The following is a 19728-nucleotide window of genomic DNA, read 5'->3' as shown; positions in this document are numbered from 1 at the left end:
ATTTCGTAGGGTATTATCAACGCCCGCTGGCGAAGGGGAATCACACGTCGTGGGTAATCCCTAGGAGTGACAATGACACCGACACTGCATGAGATCGCCTGGCATAGAACGTTCGGCATCCTGATTGGCGCCATCGGCCAGCCGAATTTCTGGCAGACGGTGGTTCGAAGGGTCAGCGACGTGCTGCAATTCGATAACTGGGTCGCCCTGCTCTTTCTCGACGCACGCCCTTGCCTGCTCGATGAATCACCGGCCGAGGATGGCGGCCCCGACCCGCTGTTTCAGGACTACTTGCGCGGCATTTATCTGGTCGACCCGTTTTACCGGGTCAACTGCGAACAGGCGCAAAGCGGGCTATTCCAACTACGGGACGTAGCGCCCGACTGTTTCGAACAGACCGAGTACTACCAGCGGTACTTCCGGCTGAACGTGGTAGCCGACGAAATCCAGTTCAACTGCCGCATAGACGACCGGCAACTCGTCTGCCTGTCGTTCGGCTCACGCACGCCCATCAGCAACGATGAAATCGCACAGCTGACGCTATTCCAGGGGTGGATGGATGCTCTGATCCGCCAACACATGGCGCACAGCCCGCCCGATCCGCAGCCGCTTAGATCGCAGTCGCATCAGGGGCTTGAAAATTTGCGAGCATTGCTGACACCAAGAGAGTTCGATATCTGTCAGTTGATGCTCAGCGGCCATTCGAGCAAACGCATCGCGGACCTGTCAGACATCTCGGTCGATACGGTAAAAACTCACCGTCGGCACATCTACAGCAAGCTGGGCATTAACACTCAGTCAGAACTGTTTTGTTCGTTTTTGTCGCCGTGATGGTGAGGAAAGTATTGAGTGTCGGTAATTGAAAGGCGATTTTTGGCCAACGTCTGCTATGGGTCGAAAAGCTCCTTAAGAAAACCGTGATGCTCGCCGATAGCCTTCTTAAGAATGCCAGGGATCGAAGGCGTTTGACCCTGCCAGGCGATTGATCATGCAGCTGCTCCCCTTCCAAAGCCTGCGAACGAAATTCGCGGTCGTTGTCGCGCTCGCCGTGCTGGTCATCACCTGTATCTTCGGCAGTGTCATCGGCGCGTCGGCGATTTCCAGGCAAAAAGAGCAGACCGGGCATCAGCTGGCGGAATACGCAGCTTCGATGATTGACCGTCTCGATCGTGACATGAACAGCCGTGCCAAGGAGCTCAGCGTGCTGAGCGCACTGGAGGCACTGCGCAACCCGCAGAACGTCGCAGAAGCCCGGAGCCTGCTCAACCACCTCAACGCTCAGTTCCCCAGCTATTCATGGATCGGCCTCACAGACGCCCAAGGTATGGTTGTCGCCTCGACAGGCCGTCTGCTTGAAGGGGTCAGCATCGCGCACCGGCCCGTGTTCATGGAGGGGCAGGATAAGACGTTCGTAGGCGACGTGCATGAAGCAGTGATGCTCGCAAAGCTCTTGCCCAACCCATCGGGTGAAGCCATGAAGTTCGTCGATATCAGCATGCCGGTGCGGGACAAGGCAGGAAACTTCATCGGCGTACTAGGTACTCACCTGTCTTGGCAGTGGGCGGCAGAAATAGGCCGAACCATGTTCGAGCCGTTGAAGAAAAGTCTTCCGGGTGTGGAGTTTTTGGTCATTAGCAAAGACGGCGTTGTCTTGCTCGGCCCAAAACAACTGATCGGCAAACCCAGTGAGGCCAGCATTGACCAAAACAGCAACATCCGCTGGACGGTCAGCGAATGGCAGGATGGCAACACCTACGTGGTGGGGGCTGCCCAAAGCATGGGTATCGATGGGTACCCTGGGCTGGGCTGGACCGTTGTGACGCGTCAGCCCGCAAAAGTCGCCTTTGCTGAGGCAAACGGACTGCGCGCTGAAATCCTTCTGTGGGGCAGTCTATTGTCCATCGCCTTCGCCGTGCTGGGATGGTTCGTGGCAGGGGTCATCACTCGACCACTCAACCAGATCGCCGAGGCGGCCGCAGGCCTCTCCGAGGGCGCTGACGTCGACATTCCGCTGGTAAAAGGCAGTCTGGAAGTTGAAAAGCTGAGCATGGTCATTCGGCATCTGGTCGAGAATCTGACGCAAAAGAAGGGTCAGTTGGCGCTCATCAAGGGCGTTGCCTATCGCGACACCGTGACGGGTTTGCCCAACCGTGCTGCGTTGGAAAACTACGTCAAGAGTCTACGAGATGAACCCGGCCAACACCCTGCCTTCGGCGTGTTATGCCTGGACCTCGATGGCTTCAAACCCGTGAACGATCGCTTTGGTCATGCTGTTGGGGATGCACTGCTTCATTCAGTGGGGCTGCGTTTGTCGGCCACCGTACGCGATGGCGATATTGCAGTCCGCCACGGCGGTGACGAGTTCGTTCTACTGCTGCGACTGAAAGCGGGCGAGTCACTGGAAAATGTGCAGAGCGCTGCGCAACGCATCATCAAAACGATTGCAGAGCCGGTCACGCTCGCGGGCGCGGTGATCAGGATTGGCTGTAGCGTTGGTGGCGCAGTGTGGTCCGAGGGTGATTTTGCTGACGCCCTGGCACAGGCCGATGAAGCACTGTATCGGGCCAAACGGGCCGGCAAATCCCAAGCGCAGTTTTACCCGGCGGGCGGACTGGCAGATACCTTGGCCAGCGAGACCAGACCCTAGGCACTATAGAGCCGCGCCTGGCGAGTCGGCTATGTAGGAGCGTGCTGACTGGCCGGTAACGGCCAAAAGCGGACGGTCGCCCCCAACCGCTCGCGACATGCAGCGGGCCGGCAGCGTCGAAATGGAACCAGCAATTAGCAGGCGGTATTCAATGCGCAGGTAATCCAACGATGCCGAGAATATTTCTGAATTTTAAGAGATTAACGGCTTTGCAATCGTCAGGCAGAGCACCATAGCCCCAACTGGCAAAAGCAAAGGGTATTCCGTATGCACGGGCGGCTTCGAAATCGTTCCTGTTGTCTCCAATCATTATCTTGGGAAGCTTCCTGTAATCGGCACGCGCAACTAATGCACCTAGATGTCTGGGGTCAGGCTTCTTGAAATCCACGGTATCTCCTCCGCAAACCACATCCATAAACTTCAACAGATTGGTTTGCTTGAGAATATCGATGGCAATCGACTCGTCTTTATTCGTACAGACAGATAGTTGCCACCCCGCTTCTCGCAACGCCTGAAGGCCTTCGATTACCCCGTCATAGGGTGCTGTCATTGGGTGGTCAGTGTGTTCGTAGCGCCAGATAAAGGTATCGATCGCGTCTTCCATATCAGTCATTCCCCGTAAGGAAAACGCCCGCCTGGCAAATGAGCGCATTCCGTCACCCAGGAAGACCGAAGCTGTTGCGACCTGGAGGGGCTCAAGACCCCTCTCGATCAGAATGGCGTTCAGTTGCGCTGTCATGTCGCCTGCGGAATCGACAAGCGTGCCATCCAGGTCAAAAATAATTGCGTCTGTCTCTGTCGGATGTCCAATTTTCAGCTGGTTTGTCGACATGGAATTTTACTCACGTGTGGCAGGGTTCCAGCTAGATTGCGGGGCTCTGGACGTCGCTTCGTTTTCCGCGCAACAGTCCATAGCTGAACGGCGGTAAACATCGGAATTAGGCTACCCAGTGCAACGGTCAAGAGGCCCAGTGCCAAGGTGCCCGCGCGCTCAAGGTAAGGCGACAGTCGCCAGCCTGCTTACGGAAAAATCAGCATCGCGATGGCAAAGGGAGCCTCTTTCGATAGCGAGAGCAATTACTACATTTCTTGGAAAAAGGCGTTTAGTTGAATGCAGCTAGACCGGCTTGAGCGATCTCCTCATCGTGCTGTGGTGTGTCCGCAGATACCCCAACAGCCCCAACGGTGTGTCCGTTGACGATGATCGGAAAACCTCCACGCATCAGCACAAAGCCTTGGGCGGTGATCGCGGCAGGTCGGGTGCCGTTGATGGCATCTTCCAACGCGCCGCTGGGGCGTCGGAATAGAGCGGCGGTGCGCGCTTTTCCGGGAGCCAGTTCGACACCTGCCGGCACAGCGGCATTGTCCATGCGAGCGAGGAGAATAGGCAAACCGGCGTTATCGACAACTGCGATCACACACGGCCACCCCGCCGTTTGCGCTTTTGTCTGCGCTGCCGTGAGGATCTGTTGAGCGGCGGCAAGCGTCAGAACTGGCTGACTGGGCAAATCTGTTGCTGCTGCTGGCACAGAGAACAGCGCAAGGGATCCAGCAAGACCCAAGGCGATTGCGATGGGAGGAAGACGGAACATAGTGAACTCCTGGTGTATTGAGTGCACTGATTGGAACAGGGGTGACAATTCGGAACAACAAAGCAGAACAGCTTTATAATTCAGAAAATCTGAATACTAGGTTGTACTGTCATGGATATTCGCCACCTCCGCTCCTTTGTCACCGTTGCGGAAAATCTGCATTTTTCACGCTCGGCCGAGCACTTGGGCATATCTGCCCCAACGCTGACTGCGCAGATTCAGGAAGTAGAGAGCTTGTTGGAGGCTCGGCTTTTCAATAGAACAAAGCGGTCTGTCGCATTGACGCCAGCTGGGGAAGCGTTCCTGACAGAAGCGCGCTCTGCTTTGGAACAATTTGAGAGAGCTGTTAGCGTGGGCCAACGTGCAGGCCGAGGCCAAGTCGGCCGAGTAGAAATCGGCTACGTGGGTTCAGCCGCTTTTTTCGGGGTACTTCAGAACCAGGTTCAGCGCTTTCGCAATCGGTGGCCAGACGTCATGGTGAACACCAAAGAGCTCCCTACCGAGCAGCTCACTGCACTTCTCGAGGATGGTCGGATTGATGTGGCCTTTGTACGGATGCCGGTGCATCTACCCGACGCAATCTCCAGTCGTATTTTGGCCCGGGACCGATTCTGCCTTGCGTTGCCGGCTAATCATATCCTCGCAAAGACAGATGATGACATTCCCCCAAGCGCGCTGGCGGGTGAGGTGTTTGTGTTACCTGAACAAGAGTTGGGATTGCGTGAGGTGGCCAAGCGCGGGAGATTCGATCCATGCGTTGGTTCAGTTCCAGGAAGTCTGGTCGCAGTGTTGACACAGGTGGCACTGGGCATGGGCTTAGCGGTGATTCCCAGCGTTCTGGTTCAAACTGTCCGACTGCCCAATGTGGTTTTCAGGGAGATAGCCGGGCCTCCTATTTTTTCAGAGGTAGGGGCTTTGTTTCGACGTCATGAAAAATTGCCAATTGTTTGCAACCTGATTAGCCAGATTCTTGAGACCGATGAATGCTTGTAGAAAAAGCGCTGCTCGGCGACGTGCACAGGAAGAAATGCCACGGAAGGTTGCCAGACAATCCGCGTTTTTTGGTGGGCGAACTCTGCCGCGACTGACCGGCAGCTTTGGGTCGTTTTCTGACTCTCACGACGGGCAGAAAACGGCCAATCGCGGTCGATGACACCCGCAGAGTTACCACCCGGTAGCTACCACTTGCCACGGCGGGAGCCTACCGCTCGGCTCTTGCTTCAAGTAGGTCAGGCAATCATTTGTCTATGGCCATCCAGCTAACACTTCCTGTGTAAAGACGGCGCTTCGCGGCAAGATCCCGCTAGCCACGACATTTTCCAAGGTGGTCGTCGGATCGGCGACAAAGAACGTTAGTACCAGCCCCCGCTGGGCGCGAGTGCAGCAGACGTAAAGCAATCGCAGCGTTCGGCTCCAAGTGTTTTCATCACCGCCTAGTGCTCGTGCACGATCTGCATCACGGGCCTCAGCGCTCGCGAAGACACGTTCGTAGTTGTACGTTCGGTAGTCGCTTTCTTCCTCGTCCATCACCACCATGACGCGTTCGAACTGCGCTCCCTTCACACCGTGCTGTGTAGCATAGGGAGACCCTTCTGAGACATAGCGCTCATAGGGCCAAAGCTCTTGTGCAGAGCACTTGAAGAACTTGGCCATTGCCGCATCTGAGGATAGTCCTTCGGCCGGAACTGCATCAGCAGCCTCGGGCTCCTGGGCAGCGTCGGCAACATCCCTGACAAATCCGAGAACACGCGCATAGCGATCGTCGAACTCGAAAAGCCCCGTGTCACAGAGATGGAGTGCTATGTCACCAATGGTGGTCCCTGCCTCGTCCAGCATGGCGACAAGTCTAGACATAGCAGCGTGCAGCTCTCGCAATACAGCCGCGGCACGTCGGCCGGTAAGAGCCCCTGGCGCCAGACGCGGGCTGAACTTCCGGAGCAGGTTCATCGCCGCGAACTCGTTGCCGGCTTTCACGGCAGCAACGATCGGTAGCGCAAAACTTAGGAACGGTCGAACGGGCCAGCCGGTGCCATCCTGCATTCCCTGCTTCATGCCCTCCGATGTCTTATCGTTCAGCGCCGAGTAGATGCCACCGAAGCCGAGCCGGTTTGCAGCCATGCGGTGCACGATGACAAGAATCTTGAGCGCGATGTCTGGGGTCGTCCACCCCCCGTCGTTGTTCGTCGCCGCGCTCCACGCCCGGATTCTCGCCAGGGTCTCAATTCGGTTCAGCGTGTTCGGCAGGACGAACATCCGGGCCGAGCCCTCCACCGGCTTGAGTTCTCCATCAACCCTTTCGTGCAGCCCGCGGACTTGCTCCATGCCGTCGCCCTGCGCGCGCACGGCGTTGGCAACGTCAAGGATCTGCTTCGCACAGCGAAAATTCTCTGGTTTCGTGATAGCCCGCCAATGGTCCTCAAGCGGGATGTCCCCCGACCCTCTCATGAAAATCGCCTGCATCGGGTCGCCAAAAAAACCGAGACAGAACTTGCGCCGCATCTGGGCTTCCACTTCCTTGAAGGACTTCACTACGCTCGGAAACGTGTCCTGACTCTCGTCAATGAACACAAACGGGAAGTTCAGCGCTACGACCCGTCGGAACAGCGGGCGATTTTGCAGCAGGAAATCGGCGAGCTGAAGGATGTCCTCGTGGCCGAGGACGCCCTTCGCGTAGTCACTGCCCACGCCGTAGTTGAATGTCTTGACGCCAGCAATAGCCTCAAGGCTTCGGGCATAACGCTCTTGGTCAGCCTTGTTCCTGTCGCGTGTAGTCTGCCGGACACGCGAGCTGTAGTTTTTGAATTCTTCTTCCAGTTCGGTGATCCGCCTGCGGATGTCGTTCTGTAGCCAAACCTTAATGTCTGCCTGAAACGTCTTGGTAATAGACCAGTAGAAGCTGTGGATGGTCGAGACATGAACCAGCGGGTCGTCGTTGACATCCGCCAAGATTTCTTTGGCGGCGAGGTCCGTATATGTGATGCAGGCGACCTTCTGCTTCTTCGCCCGCATGCTGGCGCCGTGCTCTGAGATCACCCAGTCCAGCGCCTTGATAAGGGAGGTGGTCTTGCCGGAACCTGCGCCGGCGCGGACCACGAACGGCTGCGGGGGAGTCTCAGCAATACACGCGTGGATCTCGCGGTCGGCGTCGGTGTCTGGGCTATCAATTCGTCTGCTCATGTCGTCTGCCCCGCGCCTGCAATAACGGCGACGACACCGGCTGCAGTCGGCTCAATTGTCGCGACCTCGTTGGCAATAGCCGCGTCTGCCTCAATCTCGTGGGCCACTTTGGTTTCGAGCCAGGCTAAGCCCTCGGCGATGTACGTGGGGACTTTCCAGCAGTTGAGCGGCCCGCTTGCGAGGACCTCCAGCGCAAAGCGAGTCTTGTCGAAGTTCTTGCCGATCACCCTTTGGTGCAACTTCTCAGCCAGTTCTTCAGGGCTGTTTGGTGCGCGCTTCAGCTTGAGTCCGACCGAGCGGTTAGCCTCAGCCTGACACCAGTCGGAGTTCTCAAGACCGAAGGCCTCCTCAAGCGTGCGGCCGCAGAGCTGCGATGTCGTGGCACCCACCGTCACCAAAACCTTGGTTTGATAGGCCACCCGAACCTCAGCGCTGGTCCCCTCGGCAAGCGACAGCGTTTTTTGCTCCGCCGTGACTTCCCAGAGTTCGGCAACCAACCGTTTCTTAGGGATCCAACTGATAAGGGTTTGGTTGGACGTGAACGCACCCTCCACGTGAGCATGGCAGGTGCTGCCACGCTTCTTGGACTTCTTCTTGCCGCCCGGTGCTGCTTCGTCGTCGTCTTCGAGCTCGAAGGGCTTCAGGTCGTCTTCCTCGTTATTTCCGTCGACGGCACCGGCTCCTGTGTCTTGCTCGGCGGCATTCTCGGCATCCGTCTTGACCGCTACGCTGTCCAGATCCGTGATGACCAGCGTAGTAAGTCCAACGAAGGCAATCAATTCCTGGAACCGATGCGCGAACGCGCCACCGACTTCAAGGATGGTTAGGGCGGAGGAACGCAGGCGCTTGGCCGCCGTCTCGATCATGGCTGGCAAGAGCAGGCGCTCGACATTGCCCTCCACCAGGATGACAGCATCGGAAAAGAAGAGATCGCAGTGTGTCAGTTTCAGATACCGCTGCAAGAATTCGCGCGCTGGAGCGTCGGCCGCGCACGTCTTGAAGAGCGAGAGATTCCTTACCTCGGTGTTATGGTCCAACTGGTCGCTAACACGGCGAAAGTACCTAATGGGAGAGAACCCGCGCTCATAGAGAATGTGCGGGGAGTGCGTGGTGACAACGAGCTGCGTGTGGAAAAACGTTGCGTGATCATTGGCATCCTCAAGGAGGCGCAAAACATTCCTGATGAAGACCTGCTGGATCTGAGCGTGCAGATGCGCCTCAGGCTCCTCGATGAAGACCAGATGCAGTGGCGCCCGCTTGTCTTCCTCGGCTTTCCACTGCTCGTGCAGGTCGAGGAGTTCAACCACCATATAGACTAGGTTCTTGAACCCCAGACCATTGTAGCTGTCGGGCAGTTGCGCGGTGATCGCACCAGGAACCACGTAGTGAACCTTGGAATCCTGCCCCAGGACGGTGGTCGGATCCAAGGCCGCCCGAATCACGATCTCGGGGTTGTTGACGCCTGGATAGCCGAGTTTGGCGAGACGCTTGAGAGTGTCGCTGAAGACTTCCTTCAGGTGGAAGTTCAGTTCTTTCTCCGAGGTATCGAGCGCTTTGAGCGCTGCATGGTCGTCGCCACGCTTCTCCAGATTGCGGTGATAGAAACGGCTCAGACGCCGCGACAAGCTCTCTGCGCGGTCGGAGCTGCCAGCATCCGGGTCATCGAGGTGCCGCTGCGCGCGTAAGAAGTCCACCCTCACCAGAGACTTGAGAATCGCCGCGCCACCCGGCTCCTTGCCTAGGGGCAGCGGCGCATAATCAACTTCCTTTGGCTGATAGCCGACAAATGCGCGCTCATCGAGCACGTAGTAGCGAAACGTATATTCTTTGCTCAGTTCCTTGGTGAGGTACTTCGTCAGACTTTCCGGCCAGGGCTTGTATTCGCCGGGATCCGCTACCACCGCCGCCGCATTTTCCGCACCTGCCTCCGCGCCTACACTGCGTCTGGCCACCAGTGCGTTCGCAGCGTTGTTAGCCTTTTCATGCAGTTCGTGGAACTTCCGGACGAGTGCATGGGCGTCCTGAGGCTCGAACGCCACCCGGATCCCGACGCACTTACCGTCCCACTCCGTGCTCGGAAGAAGCGACATTGCAGTGGCGAGGTCGTCTTCACCGACCCGGAACCAGAGATCCAAAAGAATGGACGGCAACTGCTTGGGCGCGTCCTCATCGCCTGGAGGCGTCCTGCCGATGGCGTCGATCTCGGCCCACAACGCCGCGCTGAAGTCGAAGAGTTCGAACTTCTTCGCTTCGCCACGGAGCATCGAGTACAGGCCTTGGACGGCAGACGTCTTGCCGCTGTTGTTGGCGCCAACGAAGATGGAAATCTCATCGTCAAGCTCAATGACGACGTCGCGCAGTCGGCGATAGTTCTGCAGCCGATATGCCTGTAGCTTCATGATCACCTCTTCCTAAGTGTGGCCGGGACAACTTGGTGCTGAGCACACAGGCCGGCTGCTTTCCTTTGAGCGTTCGTGAATCTAACAGCATCTATGTGCGGATGCCGAGAGGAGACTTATATAGCGCACGCCATGCTAAACCTCCAGTCAGCACATCAACGTCTAAATAACGACGTCCTTACTCATACATACATCACTTCACGTATCGTAGCAGCGGCGATTTTGAGGCCATGCCAATCAAGAAGAAGTAGGAGACAATGATGAAAAACAACGAGTTACCAACAGAAATATCTTGCGAGGTCTACCTTACGCTGACCTATGGTATCGCCCCTGGTCTCGGCCGTCAGGCGAAGTACTCGGCCCAGCCGATTTTGATCTGTCGAGAACTAGCCAAAAAAACGAGCGTCCAAGTGGCTAACTTAGGTGTGGATTTGCTGAAATCGCCTGCTATCAGTTATGCGCAAATTATTCTACCAGACGGAACATTGCTGTCTGGAGCTGTAACCAAAATCAGCCCCTGCGGCACCTACTTTGAGATGATTGAGGATAAGGGTGTGAATCGCCCCTAGTTTCGTAGACGCCATCAAGCTTAAAGGAAGGGTTGCTAACTTTGCGTAACTGTCCGCTTATGCCCGATAACTGCCTGCCCACGTTAGGCAGAAATCGGCCAAAAACGGTCAATGCTGCTAACGGGGGAGTTGAGTTAGCTATCCTGGTAGAAAATCAGGATCGCAGTGAACAGACGCCCTCCCAGGGAGGTCCGCGCATCATTGAAATCGTAGGACAGATAGTGCAAGGGCCGTGAAGCTTGCGCTCCATCAACCCCCAACCAAAGATAGGCGCGGGCCAGGATTGGAGCATGTAAGCGAAGTCTTCCGCAGCCATCGAGGCTGTCTCGTCCCAATGCACATTCTCAATACCCGAGACTGTCGCAACAACGTCACGAACGCGCTGAGCGCAGGCCGGGTCATTCTGAAAACTGCTAACCCGGTGCTCCCGCAACAGTGAAATCCGTGAGTTGGCCGATCAGTGACAGACCAGCCCGTCACCGACCTTGATGCTGTCCACCAGAAACGCGTTGCTGTGCAGATCCCATGCCCGAACCTGGCCGCCTCGGGACTGCCAGTCGCGCAGCCCGGCTTGCAGCACGCGCAGGCTTTTCTGGTCAGGCCTCGCGAGGTAGATCCTGGCGTCGGTGCTGGCTTGGAGGGTGTCCGGCAGCATTCGATAGAAACGCCAGTCGGGGGTTTGCAGCAGGCTGGTCAGCACCGTGCGTTCATCGGCCAGCAGACGACAGTCCCCCGCCAGAAATGCCGAGGCCGCGCGGATGTTCGAAGGGAACGTCAGCAATCGAGCGCCCTGATGCTCCAGCGTCCTGGCCCAGGGGCTGCCGAATGCGACGCAGACGCTCTGGCCTTTCAGCCCGGAACCCGCAGGCGACGACGCATTGCGCAGGCTGAGCAAGGCGCCCTGGCTATAAGGCCGTGGCAGTTCATTCAATCCGGCCCGCTGCTGATTCAGCGACGGTACGTCGAGACTGCCGACGAGGACGGCGTCCACTTCACCTTTTTGCAGGTAGTCCGACAGGTCTTCGTTGGGAATGGCGCTCAGGCGCACACTGATACCCAAGTAACGACCCAGCGCAGCGGCGAGTTCGGCGTCCATTTCGTCGGGTTCGGCCACCAGCGCTTCCGTGCTGTAGGTCGGTCGCGGGTAACTGCGCACGCCAATGCGCAGCACCTGATTGCTGCGCGCAGCCTGCAACAGCGGACCGCCCTTGAGGTCTGGCTCGTCGAGCATCGGCAGCAACCACAGCCAGCAGACCGCTGCAGCGCTGACCAGCAAGGCCAGAGCGTAATGCAGGCTCTGCCGGGCCCGTCCTGCCTCTCGTCTACCCGGCATGTTTCAGCCCACGGCGCCAGCGGGTGAAGCGTCGTTCCAGCAGCGCCAACAGAAAATTGAGCAGCAATCCGACGACAGCCAGCAGCAGAATGCCGGCGTACATGCTTGGAATCTGGAACACCTCTTGGGAATTGAGCGTGAGGAAGCCCAGCCCGGAATGCGCGCCGATCATCTCGGCCGCGACCAGCGCAGTGATGCAATAGGCGCCAGCCAGACGCACGCCCGTGAATATCGAAGGTGACGCCGAAGGCAGGACGATTTTCAGGAACAGAAACCGTCGGTTGGCGCCCATAGACAATGCCGAGTTGATCAGCAACGTGTCGACCTGCTTCACGCCACTGATGGTGCTCAACAGGATCGGCCAGAACGACGCCCAGAAGATGATCGCGACCTTGGACATCTCGCCGATGCCCAGAAACAGGATGAACACCGGAAACAGCGCCAGCGCGGAGGTCTGCCGGAAGAACTGCAATAGCGGGTCGAGAATCCGTTCCAGTCGGGCGAACCAGCCCATGAGCAAACCCAGTGTCACGCCAGTGACGATGGCGAGGGCAAGACCGGCCAGAGAGCGGATCAGACTGGCTTGCAAGTGCTTGACCAGTTGACCGTTGCCGGCCATGTCGAAAATTGCCTGAAACACTTGCGACGGCGGGCTCAGATAGCCGGGATTGACCACGCCCAGACGCGGCAACGCCTCCCACAAAGCCAGAAACGCAATGATGCCGATCGAACTGTCGAGCACCCTGCGCGAGGTTTTATTCCATGCCATATTCACACCCCGATCCGATAGCCGCTGCGTTGCGCAACCTGTTGCCAGCTTTGGTGCCGGGCCAATTCATCCTGTCCGGAACTGTCACCGGAACTGTCATCCACTGCCCCGCCCATGGCTTCGCGCAACGAGGTCCACGCCTGCTGACGCAACTGCACGAAAGCGTGGCTGTTGCGCAGTTGCGGCAGTCGCGGTCGTTCGAGGTTTATGTCGATGATCTCCTTGATCCGGCCCGGACGCGGGGTCATTACAGCGACGCGATCCGAAAGAAAGATCGCCTCGTCCAGACTGTGAGTGATGAACACGATGGTTTTCTTGTGCAGATCCCAGATCCGTAGCAGTTCGTCCTGCAGGCTTTCCCGGGTTTGCGCATCAAGGGCGGCGAAAGGCTCGTCCATCAGCAGCACGTCCGGCTCGTAGACCAGCGAGCGGGCAATCGCCACGCGCTGACGCATGCCGCCAGACAGCTCATGGGGATAGCGTGAGGCAAAGCCGCTCAAGCCCACCAGATCAATGTATTGGCGAGCCTTTTCCAGCCGTTCGGCCTTGCCAACGCCACGAATCTCCAGGCCCACGGCAACGTTGTCGAGCACGGTACGCCAAGGCAGCAAGGCGTAACCCTGGAACACAACGCCTTGATTACGGTTGATGCCCTTTAAAGGTTTGCCGTCGACTTCCAGGGTGCCGCCAGTCTTGTTCGCCAACCCCGCGAGGATGTTCAGGAAGGTCGATTTCCCGCAGCCGGACGGGCCAAGAATTGACAGAAATTCACCTTCACGAACCTGCAGGTCAAAGCCCTTCAGCACCTGGACCCGTTCACTGCGCCCTGCCTCGTCCTGCGCCTGGTACTCCATGTGTACATCTGATGCGAAAATTTTGTGCACTGCCACTCCTGATAGAACTTGAACATCTCAATTGTCTGGGAACAGGTTCAGATCGGGCCTGCTCTTACGCGCGTGCCTTGGCAAACGGGTTGAATTCGTTGGTGTACACGTCCTTGACCGACACGGCGCCCGACTGGATTTTTTTCTCGTTCTGCAGAATGTCGATGTAGTACTGGATCGGCGGTTCGGTGACGATCAGGTCGTCGATGTAGGCATAACGCTCCACCAGTTCAAGCTTGGTGCCGATGCGCTGGGAGACGATCTTGCGTGCGTCATCCGGGTTGGCGTTTACCCAGTTTGCGGCCTTGGCGATGGCGGCGACGAAGTCTTGCGTTGCCTCGGGATTGGCGCGAATGAACTTGCCGAAACCGCTGTAAGGCGCCATGCCGCCGAGGCCCTGGTCCAGATCGTAATCGCTCCAGAGCTTGCGCAGTTCGGGGTTGTGCTCGGCACCGCCCGAGGCTGGCGGGTGGATGATCGCGATGTCGATGTTGCGGGTCACCAGCGTCTGCTCACCCTGGTTGTCCGGGATCACGACCCAGTTGATCTTGTCGACGTCCACCTGATGCTCGCGCAGGTATTTCTTGGTCACGAACTCAGCGCAGGCACCGAAGCTGTTGAAGCCGACAGTTTTACCTTCCATGTCCTTGGGCGTGAAGATCCCCGAATCGGCACGCACGAAGTACTTCATGTGCGGCGCCTCCTGCAGGGTCTTGCCGCCTGCCGCCACCACTTTAAGATCCATTCCGCTGGCGATGGCCGAGATCACCAACGGCACCATCCGCGAACCGAAATCGATCTCGCCGGTGCCAACCAGCGGGATGATCTGAGGCGCAGCGATCTTGCCGATGTAGTTGGGCCGCGTGCGCGTCCCTTCGAAGTAGCCCAGCGAGTCGGCCAGATACACCAGATCGAAGGACGGGTTGTCCGGATACTTGAAGCTTGCGACCTGATCGGAGCGCTGCTTGATCACTGCTGGGGCGCCATCGACGACTTTGGCCGGTTTGTCGCAGCCCGGCAGAATCAAGCCTGCCGCACCGGCAGCGCTGAGCAGCGCAACCTGTTTGATGAAGACCCTGCGGCTGTTGTGCTCTTGCATGTTGGTGTTTCCCGTGCCCGAAGGCGGCTGGCTGATGGCGTTGTTTATATCCGCGACTGCTGATGTTTAAACCCGCGACTGGCGGCCGTTGAAAGGATGACTCGGGTCGTTGTAGCCCGGCGTCGATGAGTGACCGGTGACCACCAGATCATCAACGAAGGCTTCGTCTTCTGCGCTGAAGCGGAATTCCAGCGCAGGCAGGTAGTCGTCCCACTGCTCCTCGGTGCGCGGACCTGCAATCGCCGAAGTGATAAGGCGGTTGTTCAGCACCCAGGCCAGGGCGAACTGGCCGCTGGTGATGCCCCGAGCCTGAGCGTAGTCCTTGATGCGTTGGGCCAGATTGAGGGATTCAGGACGCCATTCGGTCTGCTTGAGCCGCGCATCGTTGCGCCCGGCCCGGGTGCCCTCCGGCGCCGGTTGGTCCGGCAGGTATTTGCCGGTCAGCACGCCTCGCGCCAGCGGGCTGTAAGACACAACGCCGATGCCGTAGTACTCGGCGGCAGGCAGGTGCTCGACCTCGATCTGCCGGTTGGCCAGGTTGTACAGCGGCTGGCTGGCGACTGGACGTTCGACGCCCAACAGATCGGCGGCACGGCTGAACTCGGCAAGCTTCCAGCCGCGATGGTTGGACAGGCCGTAGGAGCGGATCTTGCCTGCACGAATCAGGTCCGACAGCGCACGCACTGTTTCCTCGACCGGTGTTACCGGGTCTTCGCGGTGCAGATAGACCAGATCAATGTAATCGGTATTCAGGCGCTTGAGGCTGGCGTCCACGGACTGAATGACGTTGTTGCGCGACGCGCCAAGGTTGTTCGGGCCAGCACCGCCAGGGTTGGGATTGACGAACTTGGTCGCCAGCACCCATTGCTGACGACGCGCCGCGATCAGGCGGCCGACCGCTTCTTCGGAAGCGCCGGCGTTGTAGCCGTTGGCGGTATCGATGAAGTTGACGCCCTGCTCGAACGCCTTGTCGGTGATGCGGCGGGAGACGTTTTCGTCCGTCTGTCCACCGAACATCATGGTACCCAGGGTCAACGGTGAAACCTTAATACCGTGACGGCCCAGTGGCCGATAATCGATAGCGCTCATGTCTACTCCATTCAACAAAGATAATTAACGATAGGCACGTGCAAACTCTGCAACTTGCAGAATTCACCTCAGCACAGTGATGACGCAGCAAACATGCCAATAAACAAATCGAGGCGACAATAATGACGCACAGGATTAACCGTCAATAATATCCGCCTCCCTGGCTATAACTTTTTCAGCTAATGTTATTCCCGCGACGACTTACTAAATACTCAAGTGTTGCTCCACCAACAGCAGTCAGGCAGAAGACATCAAACCGGCGCAACGCCCGGCGCAGCAGGCTTTTCAGCATTTTTGCAAACAAGCCTTTGTTTTCGGGAAATAAACACGAAACTTCCACCGACGGCATATTGTTTGCAAAAGCCTGCTTACAACATTCACCGCCGGAGTGTTTCTATTGTCCTCTTACTCTTCACCGCTCGATTTTCCTGACAGCCCTTTATCCCGCGCTTTTTCTCAGCCGCTCATACTTGGTTTATTTCTTCCCGTTCAATCGGGTGGCTGGAGTGCCTCAGCATTGCCACGAGAAACCGACTGGACTTTCGAATACAACAAGCAACTAACATTGCGCGCCGAAGCCTTGGGCTTTGATCTGGTATTCGCCCTCGCCGAATGGCTGGGCAAAGGCGGCTATGGTGGCGACATCCGCTATCACGACGAATCTCTGGACGCCTTCATCACTCAGGCGGCGCTTGCGTCGGTGACTGAACGCATCATGCTGATCTCTACCCTCCATGTGCTTTACGGCCCCTGGCACCCGCTGCATCTGGCCAAGTTCGGCGCCACCCTGGACCACATCAGCAACGGCCGCTGGGGCCTGAATCTGGTGACTGGCCATCGTCATCGCGAGCATCGTCGGTTCGGCCATGAGCCCATCGAGCATGATCAGCGCTATCAGCAGGCGGACGAGTTCATTCGCGTCGTGCAGCAGTTGTGGGCGAGCAATGAAAATGTCGATTTCAGTGGCGATTACTACCGCCTTGAAGAGGCTTACAGCAGCGTCCAGCCACGCTTCGGTCGCCCGGTGCTGGTCAACGCCACGGGCTCCAGCGCGGGTATCGATTTTGCCGCGCGGCACTCGGACATCGTGTTCACCACCAGCCCCGGCAGCGCCGAAATCGAAGACGCCCTGAGCAAGCTGCCCGACCACCTCTCACGTATCAAACAAGCGGCGCTGAGCCATGGCCGGCAGGTTCGCACGCTGATCAACCCGCTGGTGATCTGCCGCGACAGCGATGCCGAGGCCTGGGAGCACCACGCCGCGATCACCGCCGCAGGCGACGCCGGAACCCTGGCCGGACACGCCCGTGAAGCCAGCGACGCCCACGCCTGGCGCGGACACAAGGCCGACCATCGTTATGTCGGCGGCAACATCCAGTTGGTCGGCAGTCCCGAGACGGTGGTGCGCGACATCCTGCGCCTCAAGCAGGCTGGCATCGACGGCATCCAGTTGAGCTTCTTCGACTTCGCCCCGGACCTTGAACAGTTTGCCGAACGCGTACTGCCGCTGCTCTATCAAGCCGGTTTGCGCCACTGAATCCCTGCAAGGAAGAACGTCAATGCCCTTCTCACGTCGTCAATTCATCGCTGGTTTATCCGCCCTGCCGCTGCTGGGCGCAAGCGTACCTTTCTTGCCCAGCGCGCTGGCGTCAGCCACCGCCGAAGCCGTCACAGGTCGACGCATCTTCAGCCTGCTGGTAAACCCCGAGCCGCCATCGTTGAGCTCCTTCAACACCACCGCCGGCACCACCATCACGGCCAGCAGCAAGGTCCTCGAAGGCCTGCTGCGTTACGACGAAAGCCTGACGCCGCAAGCGGGTCTGGCCGTGGCCTGGGAAGCTGCTGCCGATGGCCTGAGCTACCACTTCAAGCTGCGTCAGGGCGTGAAATGGCACGACGGCCAGCCGTTCACCGCTCAGGACGTGGCTTTCTCCCTAGACCTGAACAAGCGTTATCACCCACGCGGCGGCAGCACCTTCGCCAACCTTGTGACCGTGGAGACGCCCGACGACTACACCGCCATCGTCAAACTGGCCAAGCCTGCGCCGTATCTGATTCGCGCCTTCGCCGGCAGCGAAACGCCGATCCTGCCCAGGCATCTGTATGCCTCAGGCGATCCCCTGAGCAACCCGCACAACAATGCCCCAGTGGGCACCGGTCCTTATCGCTTCAAGCAGTGGCAGCGCGGCAGTTTCATCGAGTACGAGCGCAACCCCGACTATTGGGATGCCAGCCTGCCAAGCGTCGATACGCTGTTCCTCAAGGTCTTGCCGGACTCTGCCGCTCGCCTGGCGGCGTTCGAAAACGGCAGCCTCGATGCCGGTGGCCAGAGCCCTGTGCCGCTCAGCGATCTGAAGCGCATCACCCAGTCGGGGAAACTGCAATTCACCACCCGCGGCTACGCCTACAGCATCACGCCGACGATGCTTGAGTTCAATCTGGACAACCCGCTGCTGGCTCGTCACGAAGTACGCAAGGCCATCGCACACGCCATCGACCGCGAGGTGATCAAGAAGGTCGTCTATTACGGCTACGCCGACGTCAGCGTGTCACCGATTCCGAAGAATTTCCCGCAGTATGTCTACGAAGGGCCTGATCCTTACCCGTTCGACGTGGCCAAGGCCAACGCGCTGCTGGATGAGGCCGGCTTCCCGAAAAAAGGCACCTCGCGCTTCACACTGACCCTCGACCCGCTGCCCTACGGCGACAGTTATGCCCGCACCGCCGCCTATATCCGCACGGCCCTGGCGCGGATCGGCATCGACGTACAACTGCGCTCCCAGGACTTCCCGACCTACACCAAGCGCATCTACACCGACCGCGACTTCGATTTCGCGGTCGTCGGCATGGGCACGATGTTCGACCCCACTGTCGGCGTGCAGCGCCTGTTCTGGTCGAAGAACTTCCGCAAGGGCCTGCCGTTCTCCAATGGCTCGCACTACAACAACCCGGAAGTCGACCGGCTGCTGGAAAGCGCGGCGGTGGAAACCGACGAGCAAAAACGCGGCGAGCTGTTCAAGGCGTTTCAGAAGATCGTCATCGAGGAGCTGCCCAACATCACGCTGGTCATGCAGCAACAGGTGACGGTCTTCAACACACGGGTTTCGGGGTTCGAGTCCGATGGCAACGGGCTGGATGGCAGCCTGGCTGACGTGCGCGTGGCTGGGGAAGCGGTTGCCCATGGTTGATCGTCTGCGGATCTTGCGTCTGGCCCGACGCACGCTGTGGCAAGCGGTGCCGACGGTGTTCGGAATTCTACTGCTCAACTTTCTGTTGCTGCGGCTGATTCCCGGCGATGCCGTTGACGTGCTCGCCAGTGAGTCGGGGGGCGCCACCGAAGCCACCCTGGCGCAGTGGCGCTCGCACTACGGGCTGGACCTGAATCTGGGCCAGCAACTGCTCGCCTACCTCAATCACCTGGCGCATCTGGATCTGGGGATTTCGCCGCGCTTCAACGTACCGGTGATTCAACTGGTGTTCGAGCGTTTGCCCAACACCTTGGTGCTGATGGTCAGCGCGCTGGTATTGGCGCTGATCATCGGCATCGCGGCGGGTGCGGTCATGGCCAGCAAGGCCGGTCGATGGCCGGACCGGGTGCTGTCGCTCACCGTTTTGTTGCTGTATTCGACGCCCGGCTTCTGGATCGGCTTGATGGCCGTGGTGCTGTTCTCCATCACTCTAGGCTGGCTGCCCAGCGATGGCAGCGAAACCCTTGGCCTGGATCTGCAAGGCGTGGATTGGCTGTTCGACCGGTTCAAACACGCCGTGCTGCCGGTGCTGACGCTCTCGACCTTTTACATCGCCCTGTACGCACGCCTGACCCGCGCTTCGATGCTTGAAGTGTCGCGTCAGGATTTCGTCCGCACCGCGCGGGCCAAGGGGCTGAGTCCGGCGCGGGTCGCCATCCGTCATGTGCTGCGTAACGCCTTGCTGCCAGTCACCACCCTCGCCGGCCTGCATTTCGCCGCGCTGCTGGGTGGCGCTGCGGTCACCGAAACCCTGTTCGGCTGGCCGGGGCTTGGCCGTCTGACCCTCGATGCCGTTTTGTCCCGGGACTACAACCTGCTGCTGGGAATCCTGCTGCTGTCTTCGATGCTGGTGGTCGTGGCCAACGTGTCCATGGACCTGCTGCAAGCGTGGCTAGACCCGCGAATCCAGGTGGATTAACCC

General features: G+C 58.6%; 16 protein-coding genes. 7 read left to right on the top strand and 9 right to left on the bottom strand.

All coding sequences use genetic code 11. The features are described 5' to 3' along the window. Window positions 1–72 precede the first annotated feature (72 nt). Both ACWKV9_RS12945 and ACWKV9_RS12940 read left to right on the top strand, forming a co-directional pair. The gene (locus ACWKV9_RS12945; protein WP_483836508.1) at window positions 73–831 is read left to right on the top strand and encodes a helix-turn-helix transcriptional regulator; all 759 of its coding nucleotides are present in this window, start codon (window positions 73–75) and stop codon (window positions 829–831) included. A 157-nt stretch (window positions 832–988) separates the two neighbouring features. Next, on the top strand, window positions 989–2647 hold the full coding sequence (locus tag ACWKV9_RS12940; protein WP_483836507.1) for a sensor domain-containing diguanylate cyclase: 1659 nt from the start codon (window positions 989–991) through the stop codon (window positions 2645–2647). A 148-nt stretch (window positions 2648–2795) separates the two neighbouring features. Here the strand turns inward: ACWKV9_RS12940 and ACWKV9_RS12935 are convergent, their stop codons facing one another. Both ACWKV9_RS12935 and ACWKV9_RS12930 read right to left on the bottom strand, forming a co-directional pair. Continuing rightward, window positions 2796–3479 carry an HAD hydrolase-like protein gene (locus tag ACWKV9_RS12935; protein ID WP_483836506.1) on the bottom strand — a complete coding sequence of 228 codons (684 nt, stop codon included), beginning with the start codon at window positions 3477–3479 and terminating at the stop codon, window positions 2796–2798. Between the two features lie 271 nt (window positions 3480–3750). Continuing rightward, complete coding sequence (locus tag ACWKV9_RS12930; protein ID WP_483836505.1) at window positions 3751–4239, bottom strand: GlcG/HbpS family heme-binding protein; 489 nt, start codon at window positions 4237–4239, stop codon at window positions 3751–3753. Window positions 4240–4350: 111 nt separating this feature from the next. Here ACWKV9_RS12930 and ACWKV9_RS12925 point away from each other — a divergent pair, with 111 nt between their 5' ends. Further along, window positions 4351–5232 carry a LysR family transcriptional regulator gene (locus tag ACWKV9_RS12925; RefSeq protein ID WP_483836504.1) on the top strand — a complete coding sequence of 294 codons (882 nt, stop codon included), beginning with the start codon at window positions 4351–4353 and terminating at the stop codon, window positions 5230–5232. A 252-nt stretch (window positions 5233–5484) separates the two neighbouring features. Here ACWKV9_RS12925 and ACWKV9_RS12920 read toward each other — a convergent pair whose 3' ends face one another. Continuing rightward, window positions 5485–7416: a UvrD-helicase domain-containing protein gene (locus ACWKV9_RS12920; RefSeq protein WP_483836503.1), complete on the bottom strand. Its 1932-nt coding sequence runs from the start codon at window positions 7414–7416 to the stop codon at window positions 5485–5487. After that, window positions 7413–9815 carry an AAA family ATPase gene (locus ACWKV9_RS12915; RefSeq protein WP_483836502.1) on the bottom strand — a complete coding sequence of 801 codons (2403 nt, stop codon included), beginning with the start codon at window positions 9813–9815 and terminating at the stop codon, window positions 7413–7415. The genes ACWKV9_RS12920 and ACWKV9_RS12915 overlap by 4 nt, the downstream gene beginning before the upstream one ends. A gap of 260 nt (window positions 9816–10075) precedes the next feature. On the opposite strand from ACWKV9_RS12915, the gene ACWKV9_RS12910 reads away from it, so the two are divergent. Further along, entirely contained in the window at window positions 10076–10384 is a 309-nt protein-coding gene (locus ACWKV9_RS12910) for a hypothetical protein (RefSeq protein WP_483836501.1), read from the top strand. Window positions 10385–10841: 457 nt separating this feature from the next. On the opposite strand, the gene ACWKV9_RS12905 is transcribed toward ACWKV9_RS12910, so the two are convergent. The 5 genes from ACWKV9_RS12905 to ACWKV9_RS12885 all read right to left on the bottom strand — a co-directional run bounded on the left by ACWKV9_RS12905 (window position 10842) and on the right by ACWKV9_RS12885 (window position 15558). After that, window positions 10842–11717 carry a substrate-binding periplasmic protein gene (locus ACWKV9_RS12905; protein ID WP_483836500.1) on the bottom strand — a complete coding sequence of 292 codons (876 nt, stop codon included), beginning with the start codon at window positions 11715–11717 and terminating at the stop codon, window positions 10842–10844. Next, a complete protein-coding gene (locus tag ACWKV9_RS12900) occupies window positions 11707–12486 on the bottom strand; it encodes an ABC transporter permease (RefSeq protein ID WP_483836499.1) in 780 nt (259 codons plus the stop codon). The genes ACWKV9_RS12905 and ACWKV9_RS12900 overlap by 11 nt, the downstream gene beginning before the upstream one ends. A gap of 2 nt (window positions 12487–12488) precedes the next feature. After that, entirely contained in the window at window positions 12489–13370 is an 882-nt protein-coding gene (locus ACWKV9_RS12895) for an ABC transporter ATP-binding protein (RefSeq protein ID WP_483836498.1), read from the bottom strand. A 64-nt stretch (window positions 13371–13434) separates the two neighbouring features. Further along, complete coding sequence (locus tag ACWKV9_RS12890; RefSeq protein ID WP_483836497.1) at window positions 13435–14469, bottom strand: ABC transporter substrate-binding protein; 1035 nt, start codon at window positions 14467–14469, stop codon at window positions 13435–13437. Between the two features lie 66 nt (window positions 14470–14535). Continuing rightward, window positions 14536–15558: an aldo/keto reductase gene (locus tag ACWKV9_RS12885; RefSeq protein WP_483836496.1), complete on the bottom strand. Its 1023-nt coding sequence runs from the start codon at window positions 15556–15558 to the stop codon at window positions 14536–14538. A 388-nt stretch (window positions 15559–15946) separates the two neighbouring features. On the opposite strand from ACWKV9_RS12885, the gene ACWKV9_RS12880 reads away from it, so the two are divergent. The 3 genes from ACWKV9_RS12880 to ACWKV9_RS12870 are packed head-to-tail and all read left to right on the top strand — an operon-like array spanning window position 15947 to window position 19725. Next, window positions 15947–17095 (top strand): LLM class flavin-dependent oxidoreductase, encoded by a 1149-nt coding sequence (locus tag ACWKV9_RS12880; protein WP_483836495.1) that lies wholly within the window; start codon window positions 15947–15949, stop codon window positions 17093–17095. Between the two features lie 22 nt (window positions 17096–17117). Beyond that, window positions 17118–18746 carry an ABC transporter substrate-binding protein gene (locus ACWKV9_RS12875; protein WP_483836494.1) on the top strand — a complete coding sequence of 543 codons (1629 nt, stop codon included), beginning with the start codon at window positions 17118–17120 and terminating at the stop codon, window positions 18744–18746. Continuing rightward, on the top strand, window positions 18739–19725 hold the full coding sequence (locus ACWKV9_RS12870; RefSeq protein WP_483836493.1) for an ABC transporter permease: 987 nt from the start codon (window positions 18739–18741) through the stop codon (window positions 19723–19725). Before ACWKV9_RS12875 ends, ACWKV9_RS12870 begins: the two co-directional genes overlap by 8 nt. The last annotated feature ends 3 nt before the right edge of the window (window positions 19726–19728 follow it).

This window comes from Pseudomonas corni, assembly GCF_057128765.1.
This window is presented reverse-complemented; position numbering and strand designations above follow the sequence as displayed.